The sequence below is a fragment of the Armatimonadota bacterium genome (assembly GCA_028871815.1).
Taxonomy (GTDB): domain Bacteria; phylum Armatimonadota; class Chthonomonadetes; order Chthonomonadales; family Chthonomonadaceae; genus REEB205.
Map to the genome: position 1 here is coordinate 13,027 of JAGWMJ010000003.1, position 13,717 is coordinate 26,743.

Below are 13,717 nucleotides of genomic sequence, written 5' to 3' on the forward strand. Positions count from 1 at the left end.
GGCAAGTGCCGAGCCGCTAGGATGGCGACAGCACCATTCCGCCGCAAACGGGAATGCACTGGCCCGTAACATATTGCGAGAGATCCGTGGCCAGAAACTCCACCACTCCGGCGCAGTCCTCCGGCATGCCGAGTCGCCTCAGAGGGATACGGGCGCTGGCGGCAGCCATGTTCTCCGGCGTGTTTCGCCCAAACTGCGCGTTTGCGCGGGAAGTAAGAATGAGACCCGGAGCGATGCAATTCACACGGACTCCTTGTGGCCCCAACTCAGCGGCCAGCAGCCGCGTAAGCTCCACGATACCGCACTTCGCAACGCAGTAGTGGGCGATACTGCCGGAATCGTTACCGCGTACGCCGGCTTGTGACGAGACGTTGATGATGCTTCCGTCCCGCTGCGCCTGCATCGGTACCGCAGCGGCCTGGCAGCAGAACAGCGTGGAAGTTAGATTGACATCCAGAATGAACCGCCAGTCATCCTCGCTGACCTGCGAAGCCTTTCCGTTGGCCGCAGGTCGCAATACGCCACCGGCGTTGTTCACCAGAATGTCCACGCGTCCGAACGCGCTTAACGCCGAGCTAAACAGTCGATCCACATCCCGTCGTACGGTAACATCGGCCTCAACGCCGATCGCCTTAACGCCAGACAACTCACACTCCGCCGCTACACTCGCCGCTTCGAGAATCTCATCAAACTCCTCAGCCGCATTCAGGTTGATATCGTTAACCACAACATTTGCCCCAAGGAGCGCCAAGCGCCTGGCATACGCCCTGCCCAACCCGCGCCCTGCGCCTGTTACAACCGCTACCTTCCCTGCAAGTTTGCTCATTGCCACCTCCTTCGCCACGCCAGTGTGCGTCATGGCGGCAGTCCGTTCCGGAAAGGCACGCCGTACTCCTTCGCGTTGACGCCGCGACGACCGGGTGATACAATGGCATCATACGCTGCGCTTCACTACACGCTCTATGATATCAAAGCCAACTCCGCGCCGGCTCATCGGCGCTCATATGCCAACCGCCGGCGGAATCGCCGGTTCGCTTCAGGCTGGAGCCGATATTGGCTGCTCCGCCGTGCAGGTGTTCACCGCCAGCCCCCGCCAGTGGCGTCATCCGCAACTTGCTGATGAGGCCGTTGCGGCCTTCCATGCGGCGCGCGAGAGCTCGGGAGTGGAGTTTATGTGTGCGCACGACTCGTATCTGATTAACCTGGCAGCAGCCGATGAGGCGGTACTCGAGCGCTCCAAGGAGGCGTTTCGCGCTGAATTGCAGCGGGCCAGCCGGTTGGGCTTATCCTGGGTGGTGACCCATATGGGCGCCAGCCTTGCCGATACCGAGGAGAATGCCATGGATCGGCTTGCCGCGAGCCTGCGGCAGGTGCTCGCTGAGACCGACAGCGAAGGATTGTCCGCCGGAATCGCCCTGGAGACCACGGCGGGGCAGGGCACCGGGCTCGGATGGCGCTTCGAGCAACTTGCTCGCATTCTGGAAGGCGCCGGTCCGCACGCGCGTCTGGGCGTCTGCCTCGATACGTGCCACGTTTTCGTTGCCGGCTACGACCTGCGCACCGAGGGGACGTGGGATGCCACGTGGACCGAATTCGACCGGCTTGTAGGGATGGACGCGCTCAAGCTGATACATGCCAATGACGCCAAGAAGCCACTCGGCAGCCGTGTCGACCGGCACGAACACATCGGCGCCGGCGAGATAGGCGCTGAAGCTTTTGCCCGGCTGACCACCGATCCGCGCCTGGCCGGCATTCCAATAATTGTTGAAACACCCGATTCCGACACAATGCATGAAGTCAATGTGGCGCGACTCCGAAGGCACGCCAATGATCCCGACGCCGCGATTGAGGTTTCGGTGCGTATGTTCGGCCACTATGCCGATATTGGAGGGTCCGATCCAATGCCACTGGCGGTTCCAACCGGATCGAAAGTTGCGGACGTTGTGAAAAAGCTCGGGATGCGTGACAAGAAGCTGGCCGATCTGGAACAGCACTGCCGCTTCGCGATCAACAGCGACTATGTGGAAATGGATGCTATCGTTCCGCCTGGCGCGGAATTTGCCGTGCTTCCGCCAGTGAGCGGCGGATGAGCCGGCCGTGCGTCGAGGTGGTGAACCGGCCAATTGACGTTGCCGGCCTGGAAAAGCGTGTAGAGCGCGACCGCTATGGCGCCATCTGCACATTCGTAGGGCGTGTTCGAAACCACTCTCAGGGTGAGCCGGTAGCTCGCCTGGAGTACCGTGCTTACGAAGAGATGGCCGGCCGTGAGATGCTCAAGGTCGCCGCTGAGGCGGCTGAGCGATGGGACTGCAATGTTGCGATCGAACATCGGCTGGGTGTCATCGAGGTCGGCGAAGCCAGTATCGCGATAGCAGTCGCCTCACCGCATCGGGCTGAGGCATTTGAGGCCTGCCGGTACTGCATCGATACGATCAAACAGAGGGTGCCGATCTGGAAGCGCGAGGAGCGGCCGGATGGCACATTCTGGATCGAGGGTGATGCGCCGGTTCGTTCAGGGACCAGTTGAAGCGGCTTGGATTCCAGCACGGCGGATGGCGGAGTAACGGTTATCTGGAATCCGCAAGCCGGCGGAGGCCGCAGCGCTAGCCGCCTGGGCGAACTGCAAGCGGCAATCGGCGCGCGGGCAGGAGCTATCTCCTGGCGGATCGCGCCAACACTCGGCGCCGGCTGCGGTGCAGATTTGGCCGCAGCCGCGGCACAATCTGGCTCGGCTATTGTCGCGGCCGCTGGTGGAGACGGCACCTGCTGTGAGGTGCTGAACGGACTGATGCGCGCATCGGTTCCACGTCCGGCGTTGGCGGTCCTCCCGATGGGCACGGGCAACGATTTTGCCAGGACACTGGGCATCGGCAGCCTTGATCACGCCGCGGAAACGATGTTTGCCGGCCAGCGCAAGCGTATTGACGCTGGTTGCGTCAATGGGTTTTGGTTTCTCAACGCAGCCGGCTGCGGCTTTGATGCCGTAGTGGCGGAGGGCGTTCGGTCAATGCCTCGGTCACTGCCCGGCAAGTGGGCCTATATCTTCGCCGCGGCGGTCGCATTGCCTCGCTTCAGCCCGGTTACCACGGTGCTTGTGACCGAGGCTGAGCGGATCGAAACCCGATGCATGCTTTGTACCGTTGCCAATGCGCGCAATTATGGAGGCGGCATGATGATTGCTCCCGACGCAAAGGTTGACGACGGCGAGCTGGATATCTGTGTGCTCGGTGAAATCGGTCGCATCCAGTTCGTCCGGGCATTTCCGTCTGTGTTCCGCGGTCGGCACGTCAACCATCCGAAGGTACGGATGATACGCTCTGCAACTATTTCAATCACCATGAACCCGGTAGCACCGCTACTCGTGGATGGTGATGTGATCGGCACTACACCTGCGCAGTTTTCTGTAGTGCCTAAAGCCATTGAAGTACTCGCGCCTCAAAAGCCGTGCGCAACGCATGGGTGGAGGTGGCCGTATAATATGTGATGAATCGGCGCTGCCTGACCGCGATCCGAATCAAGTTGACCAACCTGGATAACCCACTTGCGAATACCGTGAGGATTGCTTTAGCGCTCCTCGTCATCACGGCCGGACTGACCGGCTCGCCGGCAGCGGCTGCCTGCATGCGCAACATGGCTTGCTGTGCCGGTCACACGTGCCGGTGCCGAGCAGCGCAGCCATCTCGTGTTCAACCTGGCGTAGAACCAAGCCACTGTGGAGCGCTCTGTTTGTGCGGCGCCAACCGGCGCCTCCAGCGCGTGGCGCCGGCTGCAGTACCGCGCGCGGAGTCAGCCGGGGCCCTGACCGGAGTGGGGAGCGCCGGCATCGCCATTTCATGCGTCACCGTTTCCGCCCCGCTTCCGTCGGTATCGCCGGCCTCCAACGGTCCGCCACATACAGCAGATCCTCGCGGGCCACCACCCTCCTCGTAATCCGCCAACGTTTTTAGCCTGCCGGCCGACATGCGTGACCATTCGTCGTGCACAACCTGCCGGTAAGTACCTGTACGGCGGCATCGGAAGTCACCAGTTCACCGGCAGATCCCTCTGCCGCGCACCGCTCCGTATCACACGACTTGCGAGGCAACACATGAAGAGAGACTATTCGCAGACGCGGCGACGGCTGCTTTCATCGCTCGCCGGCCTTGGGGGGTTGGCTGCGTTTACGGATCAACGCGCCGCTGCATTCCCGTCGCCGACTCCATCTGCAGCATGGGCACATGCATTCGATCCGAATCGCAACCGACCGACATGGGACCCACGAGCCCTGCCGGTAAAGGGCGACGTGGTACACGAGTACGACTTGGAGATTGTCATCGCCGAGCACGAAATCGTGCCGCGGATCGCCTTCCACGCTTACGCCTTTAACGGCCAGGTTCCAGGTCCACTGATTCGTGTCAAGGAGGGCGACTGGATCCAGGTGAACCTTACCAACAAAACGCATGACTTTCACACGATACACTGGCACGGGATGTATGTGCCGTGCGAGATGGATGGAATTCCGCTCGGCACCCAGTATCCGGTTGGTTACGGCGAAACGTTTCGTTACCTCTGGCGAGCTCAGCCGGCCGGGACACACTTCTACCATTGCCACAACATGACAAACATGCACATTCAGGCAGGCTTGTATGGCGCGCTCATTGTGGAGAGCCACGACGATCCCGTGCGTCGTGTGTTCGGCTACGACCGCGAGTACGTTATGGTTCTGAGCGAGGTGGATACCAACTTTATAGCGGCGATGATGAACGACATGCTGAAGATGGGCCACACGATGAGCTTTATGGCAGGCTCCGGCGGCCGCATGGCGGCGATGAACGGCGAGATGATGGGCTGGTTTGCATCTACGGCCGATTTCGAGAAGAGTGTGAAGAGTGGGTGGATCCCGCCATACGATCCGAGTCTGACCGGCGATCCAATGCGCATTCGCCCGAACTTCTTCATGATCAACGGTAAATCGTGGCCGATGACGGAGCACCTTCACATCCGTCGCGGCGAAAACATTCGCGTCCGCCTGATCAACACCGGCTTGCTGCCCCACGCGATGCACCTGCACGGCCATGATGTGTGGGAGGTATGCCGCGACGGCGCTCCGCTTGCGTCACCGGTTCGGCTGAACACCATTCCGGTCATGGCCGGGTCAACCGTGGATTTTGTCGTGCAAGGCACGAATGCCGGCAATTGGCATTTCCACGACCACAGCGATCTCAGCTTGACCAACAACGGCGTATCGCCGGGCGGAATGATGACGATGCTGATGTACGACGACGCCGACCAGGCCGGCTTTACCTTCAAAGAGATAATCGCGGTGAACTCATGAAAGCAAACCGTTCCGGTTTGAGACCGCCAGGCCGGTGCAAGGAGACCCTGATGAAGCACATTGCCAATACAACCACCTTGATCGTGATCCTTATTCTGTGCATCGCCGGCGCTGCGTCTGCGCAGAACGGCGGCGCTCCCCCCGGGCAGGCAGGCGGGCCACAGCCACAAATTGAGATCGATGGAACAGGAATTGCAACCCTGCAGCTGTCGAGCCCACGCCTTGTATTACCGTCCGGCCTCAAATCGAGCAGCTCTCGCGTGAACATCAGTGATTCGGAGCTGCTCCTGGGCATCACACAGGCACTCTACCGGAGCAAATCGCTGGGCAGCCTGGTAGTTGGTGGCATAACCACCGATGACAACAAAAACCCCGGCGGCACATCCTTCTTTATGCACCAGGCGTACGTTGACTACGAAACGCCAACGATGGAAGCGCTGATCGGCAGAACGGACATGCCCACGCATTTGATCGACTTTCCGACGATCCGTGGCGACGATCTGAATGAATATGTCAACCTGCTTGACCCTTACAGCAGCGGCGACAACGTGGAGGAGCACCGGTATGCCAATCAGGCGTCGGTGATCTTCAACCACTCGCTGCGCTACTTTGTGAATTTGCACGTCGTCAATCAGATCAGTTCAGCTGCCGGGTCGCTTGGCCAGAACGGTCTCAACGCCTATGGCGTGCAGCTTGCCTATCAGGGCTTGCCCGGCCTTGCGAATATCGAGCGGGTTCCCCTTTGGGGCGTCGGCTACGAACGGCTGACTGTGGGCAGCTCTGCCGGCGGAGCTCTCAATGCGCTCTATGGCGGCGGCGTTTTCAACCTGAACCGGAGCCCGTCAGATCGTGTCGATCTCCGGATGCTGGATACATGGACCTTTGGCAACAACAGCTCCATTATCGCGACTCCAAACGATACGTTTCGCGCCTCGGCAAACTCCATCGCTGGAGCGGTACGTTGGCTTCACAGCCCCTTCGGCCGGCCGGCTTATCAACTGGCGTTCACGGCAGGCTTCCGGAACTACAGTCATGTGGCGAATGCGTCCAGCTACGCGCTGGCGCTAACCGGCGTGAAACGGTTGGGTGAGAATTTCGATCTGGTGCTGCAGTATCAGTTCCAGCACCGCCAGCCGGCCTACGCGGCGGCGTTTTCCGGGGTGCAAAACGAACAATCCGTGGAGCTCGGATTCGTTTTCGGCTTCCAGAGCATCCTCCACCGGCACATAGGTCCCAGGCGAACACTTCTAAATCTGCAGCACCAATACATCCCATAGGCGCTACGCCCATTCGATCTCAACAAGGAGACAGAAATGCCCGATTATTCCGACGCGCCGTTGAAAGAGGCGCGCCAATATGTGGTGACCGGTAGCGAGGACTGGGCTTCGATCCGGGGATTCGGTACGCATTCGACGGATGTAGCGATGATGACTGAGATGATGGTGAAGGGATCCGCCATGGAGGGAATGCGCATGAACGGCATGGCCGGTATGGCCGGCATGCCCGGTATGACGACACCGGGTCGGTCGACCACGCCGGGAGCAGCCGGCTCACCCGGCCCTCTCACACTACTCACACCAATGACCGCGATCCGCCGTGGAGCGAATACGCTGGCATTTGCACTGGCGGCAAATGGAAGTACAAAACCTGCTGGGCTGCACATGGCGGCCACAGTCAAAATGACCGCGATGGATATGGGTGAGTCGCATCCGCCGGTAGTTATGGCGCGTAATGGACGGTTCAGCGTGAAAGTCGATTTCTCGATGGCCGGCGCCTGGCAGGTTTCACTGCAGATCAAGAGCGGCGGCCAGCCGCCTCAAGTGCAGAGCTTCGACTTTGACGTTCCGTAAGGTGATGTTGACGGGGAACCAACATTTGTGCTAGAGTTGGTCAATCAAAGATCGTCCTTTTAAGGCGGCCCGGTGAGGCTGTTAAAGGGCGAAACGTGCGGCTCCGCGACCTCCTCGGAGATGCGTACCGCGCGAATCGACTTTTACGCGCCCCCGCGCCGCAAGCGTGGTGGGGCGCGTTTTGTTATGCCGCTGGCGGCAAGGAGGGAAGGAATGTCTGAAACCGATGCCGACGCGCCGAATGGCGGCGTGCCCGTTCTGGATGCCGACGACATTCGCCGTGCAATAACGCGGATCGCACACGAAATCCTCGAACGAAACCATGGCGCCGAAAACCTGGCGTTTGTCGGAATTGTGAGTCGGGGTGCTCCACTGGCTGAACGCCTGGCCGGCGCGATCCATGCTTTCGAGGGGGCAGAGATTCCCGTTGGCCGGCTGGATATCGGGATGTATCGCGACGATTATGCGCAGCGGCCGGTAGGTCCAAGCCCGCTGTCGCCTACCGAGATACCTTTTGATGTAACCGGCAAGCGCATCGTACTGGTGGACGATGTGCTATTCACGGGCCGAAGTGTACGAGCAGCACTTACCGCCCTCCTGGATATCGGCCGGCCAGACTGCATACAGCTGGCGTCGCTGGTCGACCGGGGCCACCGGGAACTACCGATCCGTCCCGATTACGTGGGCAAGAACCTGCCCACCGCACGTGACGAGCATGTGCAGGTCCGGCTGCGTGAGACCGACGGTGACGACCAGGTACTGATTGTTCGCCGGAGCGCCAGAACGTGAAGCACCTGCTGTCACTGCGCGAGACGCCTGCCAACGAAATCGGCTTCCTGCTGCAAACGGCGGCCGTGTTTCGCGAGATCCTGGACAGGCCGATTCGCAAGGTGCCCACGCTCCGCGGCCGATCGGTTGTGACGCTGTTCTACGAGAGCTCCACGCGTACCCGAACATCCTTTGAAATGGCGGCGAAGATTATGAGCGCGGAGGCGGTCAATGTAGCTGTCGCGCTCTCCTCGGTTACCAAGGGTGAGTCGTTTAAGGACACGGTGCAGACGCTGCAAGCGCTCAAGGCCGATTGCATCGTCATACGGCACAGCGCCTCCGGCGCGCCGGCCTTTGCCGCAGCGCGGGTGGACGTACCGGTGATCAATGCCGGTGACGGCCGGCACGAGCACCCAACGCAGGCGCTTCTGGACATGCTTACGATGCAACAGCACTTCGGACGGATCGAGGGCCTCAAGGTGGCCATCGTGGGTGATGTGCTGCACAGCCGCGTAGCTCGTTCGAATATCTGGGGTCTGACTAAAATGGGGGCAAAGGTTACACTCGCCGCACCGAGAACGCTGATGCCCGAGGGTACGGACGGACTGCCGGCAGCGGTAGCCGACTGCCTGGATGAGGCCGTTTGCGGCGCAGATGTTGTGATGGTATTGCGCCTCCAGAATGAACGGATGCAGGCTGCGCTGGTGCCGAATGTGCGAGAGTACTCACGTCTGTTTGGCGTCACACCGGCTCGACTTCGGCACGCTGCGCACGGTCTGCTGGTGATGCACCCCGGCCCCGTCAACCGCGGCGTGGAAATCTCTTCGGATCTTGTGGATGGGGTCGATGGTATTCACACTGCTATCGGTGAACAGGTGACAAATGGCATCGCCGTACGCATGGCCGCTCTCTATATCCTGATGGGTGGCGGATCGATCGGTGAGCCGGCCGCAGAGTGATGTACTCGAACGTTTCATTCGCAGGAAGGAGATGCGCGTGAGAACTCTGTTGGCCGGCGGACGCGTGATCGACCCATCGCAAGGGATCGACCGGCCCGCCGATTTGCTGATCGTGAACGGCAAGGTTGAGGCCGTGCTCCAGCCCGGTGAGGATGCCGCCTCGGACGAGAGACTGGACGTAACGGGACTCACCGTCTGTCCGGGTTTCATCGATATCCACGTCCATCTGCGGGAGCCGGGCTTCGAATACAAGGAGGATATCGAGAGTGGCTCAGCAGCCGCAGCCGCCGGTGGCTTTACGCGCATCTGCTGTATGCCGAACACCAATCCTGCCATCGATACCGCCAGCGTTTGCCGGCACATCATCGAGCGGGCAGCCGGTGTGGGCAAGGCGCACGTCCACCCGATCGGGGCGGCGACCCGCGGCATGGAGGGCGAGCGGCTGACGGAAATAAACGACCTCAAATCCGCAGGCGCTGTTGCAATCTCGGACGACGCCTTCCCGATTCAAAACGCACGCACGATGCGAAGTGTGATGCAGTACTGCGCCATGCTGAACATGCCGCTCATGACGCATAACGAGGAGAAGGAGCTGACGACTGGCGGCAGCATGAACGAGGGTGCTGCAGCCACGGTTCTCGGTCTTGCGGGCATGCCGCCCGCCGCCGAGGATATCGCCGTGGCGCGTAACATCATGCTCGCCGCCATTACGGGGTGCCGGCTGCATCTGCTTCACATTTCTACGGCGGGCACCGTGGAACTGCTCCGCAACGCCAAGGAGAAGGGGTTGGCCGTTACCGGTGAGGCATGCCCGCACCATTGGGCGCTTACGGACGAGGCGTGTTTGGGATTCAATACCGATGCAAAGATGAACCCGCCGCTCCGCACTACCGAAGACTGCGAAGCCATCATGCGCGGATTGGCAGACGGCACGATCGACTGCATCTCCACGGACCATGCACCACACGCTCCGCATGAGAAAGAGGTGGAGTTCGACGCCGCGCCGTTCGGTATCCTCGGGCTCGAAACGGCTGTGGGTCTTGCGATTACGCACCTTGTGGCGCCCGGACGCATGACACTTTCAACCCTGGTGGCCCGCTTCACGACTGAGCCGTCGCGCATTCTTGGTCTGTCAGCCGGCACACTTCGCCCAGGAGCCGCGGCCGACATCACGGTCCTGGATACCCAGGCAGCGTGGCAGGTAGACCGCGCAGCGGTTCGATCACGATCGAGCAACACGCCGTTTCACGGCGCAACACTCAAGGGTCGAGCGGCGTTCACAATGGTGAACGGCGTCCGGATTGCACCGGAGCCGGCCACGTGAGCGAGACGGCGCACAAGCTCTTCCATGGCGCCCGGTTTACCACGTTCGATCCTGAGGCGCCGGTTGCCTCCGCTCTGGCGGTCGACCGCGGTGGCATGATAATGGCCGCTGGGACCGCTGCCGAACTGCAAGGTCTGTGTACGGCTGATACGCAGTACGTCCACCTTGGCGACCGGTGGGCGACACCAGGCTTCTTCGATTGCCACCTGCACATGCTGGGTTTGGGTCTTTATCTGTTTCAGGTCGATTTACGGCCACCCGAAACAGGGAGCGTCGACGAGATCGTTCGGAAGTTGACCGAGCGCCTCCACGCGGAACCGGACTCCAAAGCCGTTCTTGGCAACCGGTACGACCAGAACCGGATGCGCGAGCGGCGTCATCCAACCCGCCACGACCTCGACCGTGTAGCAACCGATCGGCCGGTCCGCGTGGAGCACACCTCCGGGCACGCGGCTGTGGTGAATAGTTGCGGCCTCAGGCTTCTTGGTATTGGCGCTTCGAGCCCGGATCCGACCGGTGGCGAAATCGTGCGCGACGAGCGAGGCGAGCCCACCGGCGTGCTGCTCGAAACTGCCGCGTGGAACAACATGGAACGCATTGTGCCACCCGCAACTCGGGAACAGGCCGTGGACGCATTGAGCGGCGCCGCCGCCTATCTGCTGCAGCGAGGCATAACCAGCGCCGGCGACGCAGCGACGGCGCCGGATGAGGTGGCTTGGTACGCTGCGGCAGCGGAGTCGCGGGTCCTGGGAGTTCGCGTCAATCTCATGATGGATTGGCCAGCCGTCTGCCGTCAGTCGGCCGGCGATGACGCGCCTAAACCGGCCGAGATGTGGAACGGTGGCCCCGAGGGCGAGCACTGGCTGCACATTGGCCAGGCGAAGTTATTCAGCGACGGCGCCATCACGACGCGAACGTGCTGGCTCAACGAGCCTTTTGCCGATAGCGGCGGTAACTGCGGACTGCCGCTGCATCCCCCGGATGTCCTGAAGGAGTACATTTTTCGGGCGCACCGCGCAGGCTGGCAAATAGCTACTCACGCCATTGGAGACCGTGCCATCGACCTCGTGCTGCGCTGCTACGCCGAGGCGCAGCGGGCTCACCGGCGTCCAAATCCCGGGCATCGCATCGAGCACTGTATGCTGCTCACCGATGATCTGATATCCAGGCTTCGACGGCAGCGCGTCTGGTCTATCGGTCAGCCGGAGTTTCTCCATGCCCTGGGCGATGCCTATGTGGCTGCCCTCGGCGAGAAACGGGCGACGCTGCTCTCTCCTTATGCATCGCTGCGCGATCGCGGCGTATTGCAGGCCTTCAGTTCCGACTGCCCTGTTGTGCCGGGAGCGCCGCTGGACGGCATCCGTGCCGCGATGCAGCGCGCAACGCATTCCGGCCGCATCCTCAACACCGAAGAGCGGATCGATGCCGAGACGGCATTTCGGCTCTACACAGTGGCGGCGGCCGCTGCGACGCTCACGCACAAGCAGCGGGGCAACCTTGCGCGCGGACGCGCCGCGGACTTCACTGTGTTCACCGCCGATCCCTTTGCCACCCCGGCCGCCGAATGGGAGCAGGTCCAGGTTGCCGCAACGGTAATTGGCGGCGAAGTGCGATTTGCAGCAAAGCACGTGGACCTCACATGAGGGCGAACCTTGTGCTGAGCGACGGCGCCGTCTTCCAGGGAGAGTCACTCGGGCGCCCGGGCACGGCGGTTGGTGAAGTAGTGTTCAACACCGGTATGACCGGGTATCAGGAGATCCTCACCGATCCCTCGTATGCCGGCCAGATCGTGAGCCTTACCTATCCGCTGATTGGCAACTACGGGGTCACTGAGGCCGACTTTGAGTCGAGGCGCGTTCAGGTATCCGGCTTTGTGGTACGGGAAGCGGCCGATGAGCCAAGCAACTGGCGCTCGGAAGGCAGCCTCCACGCATTCCTGAACGACCATGGAGTAGTTGGAATTCAGGGCATCGATACGCGGCAGTTGACGCGCCGCTTGCGGGCTCACGGTGTGATGATGGGCATGGTATCCACCGAGCATCAAGCGGAGACGGCAGTGGACATGGTCCGCTCAGCTCCGGGATATTCCGAAGAGGAATTGGTCTATCGCGTCTCGACACCGAACCCCTACACGTGGCGCGCCGGCGCCGACCGCCCTGATGCGGCAACGTGCCCGCCGGATTCCGGGACGCAGCGTCGAATCGCACTGTTGGATTGTGGCGTCAAGTTCAACATACTGCGGTCACTCGCGGCGTTAGGGTGCCACGTGACCGTGTTTCCTGCCGGGACGTCAGCTGCCGAGATACTTCGCTCGTCGCCAGACGGAGTCGTACTCTCGCCGGGACCCGGCGACCCAGCATCACTGGGCTCGTTGGTGAATGAGGTCCGCAAGCTGGCGGAGGCACGCCCGGTGATGGGCGTCTGCATGGGAAACCAGCTGCTGGGTAGTGCGTTTGGCAGCAAGACTTTCAAGCTTAAGTTTGGACACCGGGGCAGCAACCATCCCGTACGGGACCTCGTAACGGGTCGTGTGGCGATTACATCGCAAAACCACGGCTACGCTCTCGACGCAGACGGTTTGACCGACGGAATGGAAGTGGGCCAGATTAACCTGAACGACGGTACCGTCGAGGGCCTTCGCCACCGCGAACTCCCGGTGTTCAGCATTCAGTACCATCCCGAGGCCTCGCCGGGTCCACATGACAGCGCGCACTACTTCAAAACATTTGTTGAGTCCCTTCATTAACAGTAAGGAGCTTTCAATGCCCAAATGGAGTGGCCGATGGCAGAGATAGTCCGACTCGGCGCGGAAGAAGCGGCAGTTGAGGATGAAGAGAAGAGAGAGGCTGCCAGGGCTGAAGCTGCGGAACGCAAGGCGCGACGCCAACGCGGACAGCAGCGGCGGCTGATGTTCCTGCTGCCTTTGGTTACGGTGTTAGCTATTATCGCGTGGTGCTTTTCAACGCAGTTCATTCCCAGCCAGTCGATGGAGCCGTATTTGCAGCCTGGTGACCATATTGTCACGCTCAAATCGTGGCTGGCGTATCCGGACCATGCGGTGCCCAGCCGCGGCGATGTCGTAGTCTTCAACCTACCTGCGAAGCAGCAGCTACAGGACCCTAACGCGTGGGTTTCGGGCAGTCCTCCTCAAGCCGCGATCCTGATAAAGCGCGTGGTCGGCCTGCCCGGCGAGACAATCGAGTTTCAGGGTAACGAAGTGCTGATCAACGGCAAGGCGCTTGTTGAGAACTACCGAACTATCCCCGAAACCCGGCGAGTCGGCGGCGCCTACGGTACCGACGGGCCTTTTCGCATTCCGGCGCACCACATCTTCCTGATGGGTGACAATCGCCCGGATAGCGACGACAGCAGGTTCTGGGGCCCGCTGAACGTCAAGAACGTGATGGGTCGGTGTATGGGCGTTCTGTTTCACGAAAGCGCGAATGGATTCAACGAACGGCGATACCAAAAAACAACCGGTCAGTAGGTCGCTAGCCACAGC

At 61.2% G+C, this 13,717-nt stretch carries 13 protein-coding genes; 12 read left to right on the top strand and 1 reads right to left on the bottom strand.

Features of this window, described 5'->3' with window-relative positions; translation table 11 throughout:
* Positions 1–16: 16 nt before the first annotated feature.
* A complete protein-coding gene (locus tag KGJ62_04515; protein MDE2125832.1) occupies positions 17–826 on the bottom strand; it encodes an SDR family oxidoreductase in 810 nt (269 codons plus the stop codon).
* A 136-nt stretch (positions 827–962) separates the two neighbouring features.
* Between KGJ62_04515 and KGJ62_04520 the strand changes: the two genes are divergently transcribed.
* From KGJ62_04520 to lepB, 12 genes are all read left to right on the top strand, one after another.
* Positions 963–2,090 carry a deoxyribonuclease IV gene (locus KGJ62_04520; GenBank protein MDE2125833.1) on the top strand — a complete coding sequence of 376 codons (1,128 nt, stop codon included), beginning with the start codon at positions 963–965 and terminating at the stop codon, positions 2,088–2,090.
* Positions 2,087–2,527: a molybdenum cofactor biosynthesis protein MoaE gene (locus KGJ62_04525; protein ID MDE2125834.1), complete on the top strand. Its 441-nt coding sequence runs from the start codon at positions 2,087–2,089 to the stop codon at positions 2,525–2,527. Before KGJ62_04520 ends, KGJ62_04525 begins: the two co-directional genes overlap by 4 nt.
* Positions 2,528–2,533: 6 nt before the next feature.
* Positions 2,534–3,484: a YegS/Rv2252/BmrU family lipid kinase gene (locus KGJ62_04530; protein MDE2125835.1), complete on the top strand. Its 951-nt coding sequence runs from the start codon at positions 2,534–2,536 to the stop codon at positions 3,482–3,484.
* 603 nt (positions 3,485–4,087) lie between these two features.
* The gene (locus KGJ62_04535; GenBank protein MDE2125836.1) at positions 4,088–5,314 is read left to right on the top strand and encodes a multicopper oxidase domain-containing protein; all 1,227 of its coding nucleotides are present in this window, start codon (positions 4,088–4,090) and stop codon (positions 5,312–5,314) included.
* A 50-nt stretch (positions 5,315–5,364) separates the two neighbouring features.
* Positions 5,365–6,591, top strand: a complete 1,227-nt coding sequence (locus tag KGJ62_04540; protein MDE2125837.1) for a hypothetical protein — start codon at positions 5,365–5,367, stop codon at positions 6,589–6,591.
* 36 nt (positions 6,592–6,627) lie between these two features.
* Positions 6,628–7,164, top strand: a complete 537-nt coding sequence (locus tag KGJ62_04545) for a FixH family protein (GenBank protein ID MDE2125838.1) — start codon at positions 6,628–6,630, stop codon at positions 7,162–7,164.
* Between the two features lie 213 nt (positions 7,165–7,377).
* Positions 7,378–7,953, top strand: coding sequence for a bifunctional pyr operon transcriptional regulator/uracil phosphoribosyltransferase PyrR (gene pyrR / locus KGJ62_04550; GenBank protein ID MDE2125839.1), 576 nt, complete (start codon positions 7,378–7,380; stop codon positions 7,951–7,953).
* Complete coding sequence (locus KGJ62_04555) at positions 7,950–8,891, top strand: aspartate carbamoyltransferase catalytic subunit (GenBank protein MDE2125840.1); 942 nt, start codon at positions 7,950–7,952, stop codon at positions 8,889–8,891. The genes pyrR and KGJ62_04555 overlap by 4 nt, the downstream gene beginning before the upstream one ends.
* Before the next feature lie 37 nt (positions 8,892–8,928).
* Positions 8,929–10,215, top strand: a complete 1,287-nt coding sequence (locus tag KGJ62_04560; GenBank protein ID MDE2125841.1) for a dihydroorotase — start codon at positions 8,929–8,931, stop codon at positions 10,213–10,215.
* A complete protein-coding gene (locus KGJ62_04565; protein MDE2125842.1) occupies positions 10,212–11,858 on the top strand; it encodes an amidohydrolase in 1,647 nt (548 codons plus the stop codon). The genes KGJ62_04560 and KGJ62_04565 overlap by 4 nt, the downstream gene beginning before the upstream one ends.
* Positions 11,855–12,961, top strand: a complete 1,107-nt coding sequence (gene carA / locus KGJ62_04570) for a glutamine-hydrolyzing carbamoyl-phosphate synthase small subunit (protein ID MDE2125843.1) — start codon at positions 11,855–11,857, stop codon at positions 12,959–12,961. Before KGJ62_04565 ends, carA begins: the two co-directional genes overlap by 4 nt.
* A gap of 36 nt (positions 12,962–12,997) precedes the next feature.
* A complete protein-coding gene (gene lepB / locus KGJ62_04575; protein ID MDE2125844.1) occupies positions 12,998–13,702 on the top strand; it encodes a signal peptidase I in 705 nt (234 codons plus the stop codon).
* Positions 13,703–13,717 lie beyond the last annotated feature (15 nt).

Bases quoted from the DNA above. Each gene is read 5' to 3' on its own strand.
- lepB (MDE2125844.1), top strand. From the start codon at position 12,998: ATGGCAGAGATAGTCCGACTCGGCGCGGAAGAAGCGGCAGTTGAGGAT.
- KGJ62_04515 (MDE2125832.1), bottom strand. From the start codon at position 826: ATGAGCAAACTTGCAGGGAAGGTAGCGGTTGTAACAGGCGCAGGGCGC.
- KGJ62_04535 (MDE2125836.1), top strand. From the start codon at position 4,088: ATGAAGAGAGACTATTCGCAGACGCGGCGACGGCTGCTTTCATCGCTC.
- KGJ62_04540 (MDE2125837.1), top strand. From the start codon at position 5,365: ATGAAGCACATTGCCAATACAACCACCTTGATCGTGATCCTTATTCTG.
- pyrR (MDE2125839.1), top strand. From the start codon at position 7,378: ATGTCTGAAACCGATGCCGACGCGCCGAATGGCGGCGTGCCCGTTCTG.
- KGJ62_04520 (MDE2125833.1), top strand. From the start codon at position 963: ATGATATCAAAGCCAACTCCGCGCCGGCTCATCGGCGCTCATATGCCA.
- KGJ62_04545 (MDE2125838.1), top strand. From the start codon at position 6,628: ATGCCCGATTATTCCGACGCGCCGTTGAAAGAGGCGCGCCAATATGTG.
- KGJ62_04525 (MDE2125834.1), top strand. From the start codon at position 2,087: ATGAGCCGGCCGTGCGTCGAGGTGGTGAACCGGCCAATTGACGTTGCC.
- carA (MDE2125843.1), top strand. From the start codon at position 11,855: ATGAGGGCGAACCTTGTGCTGAGCGACGGCGCCGTCTTCCAGGGAGAG.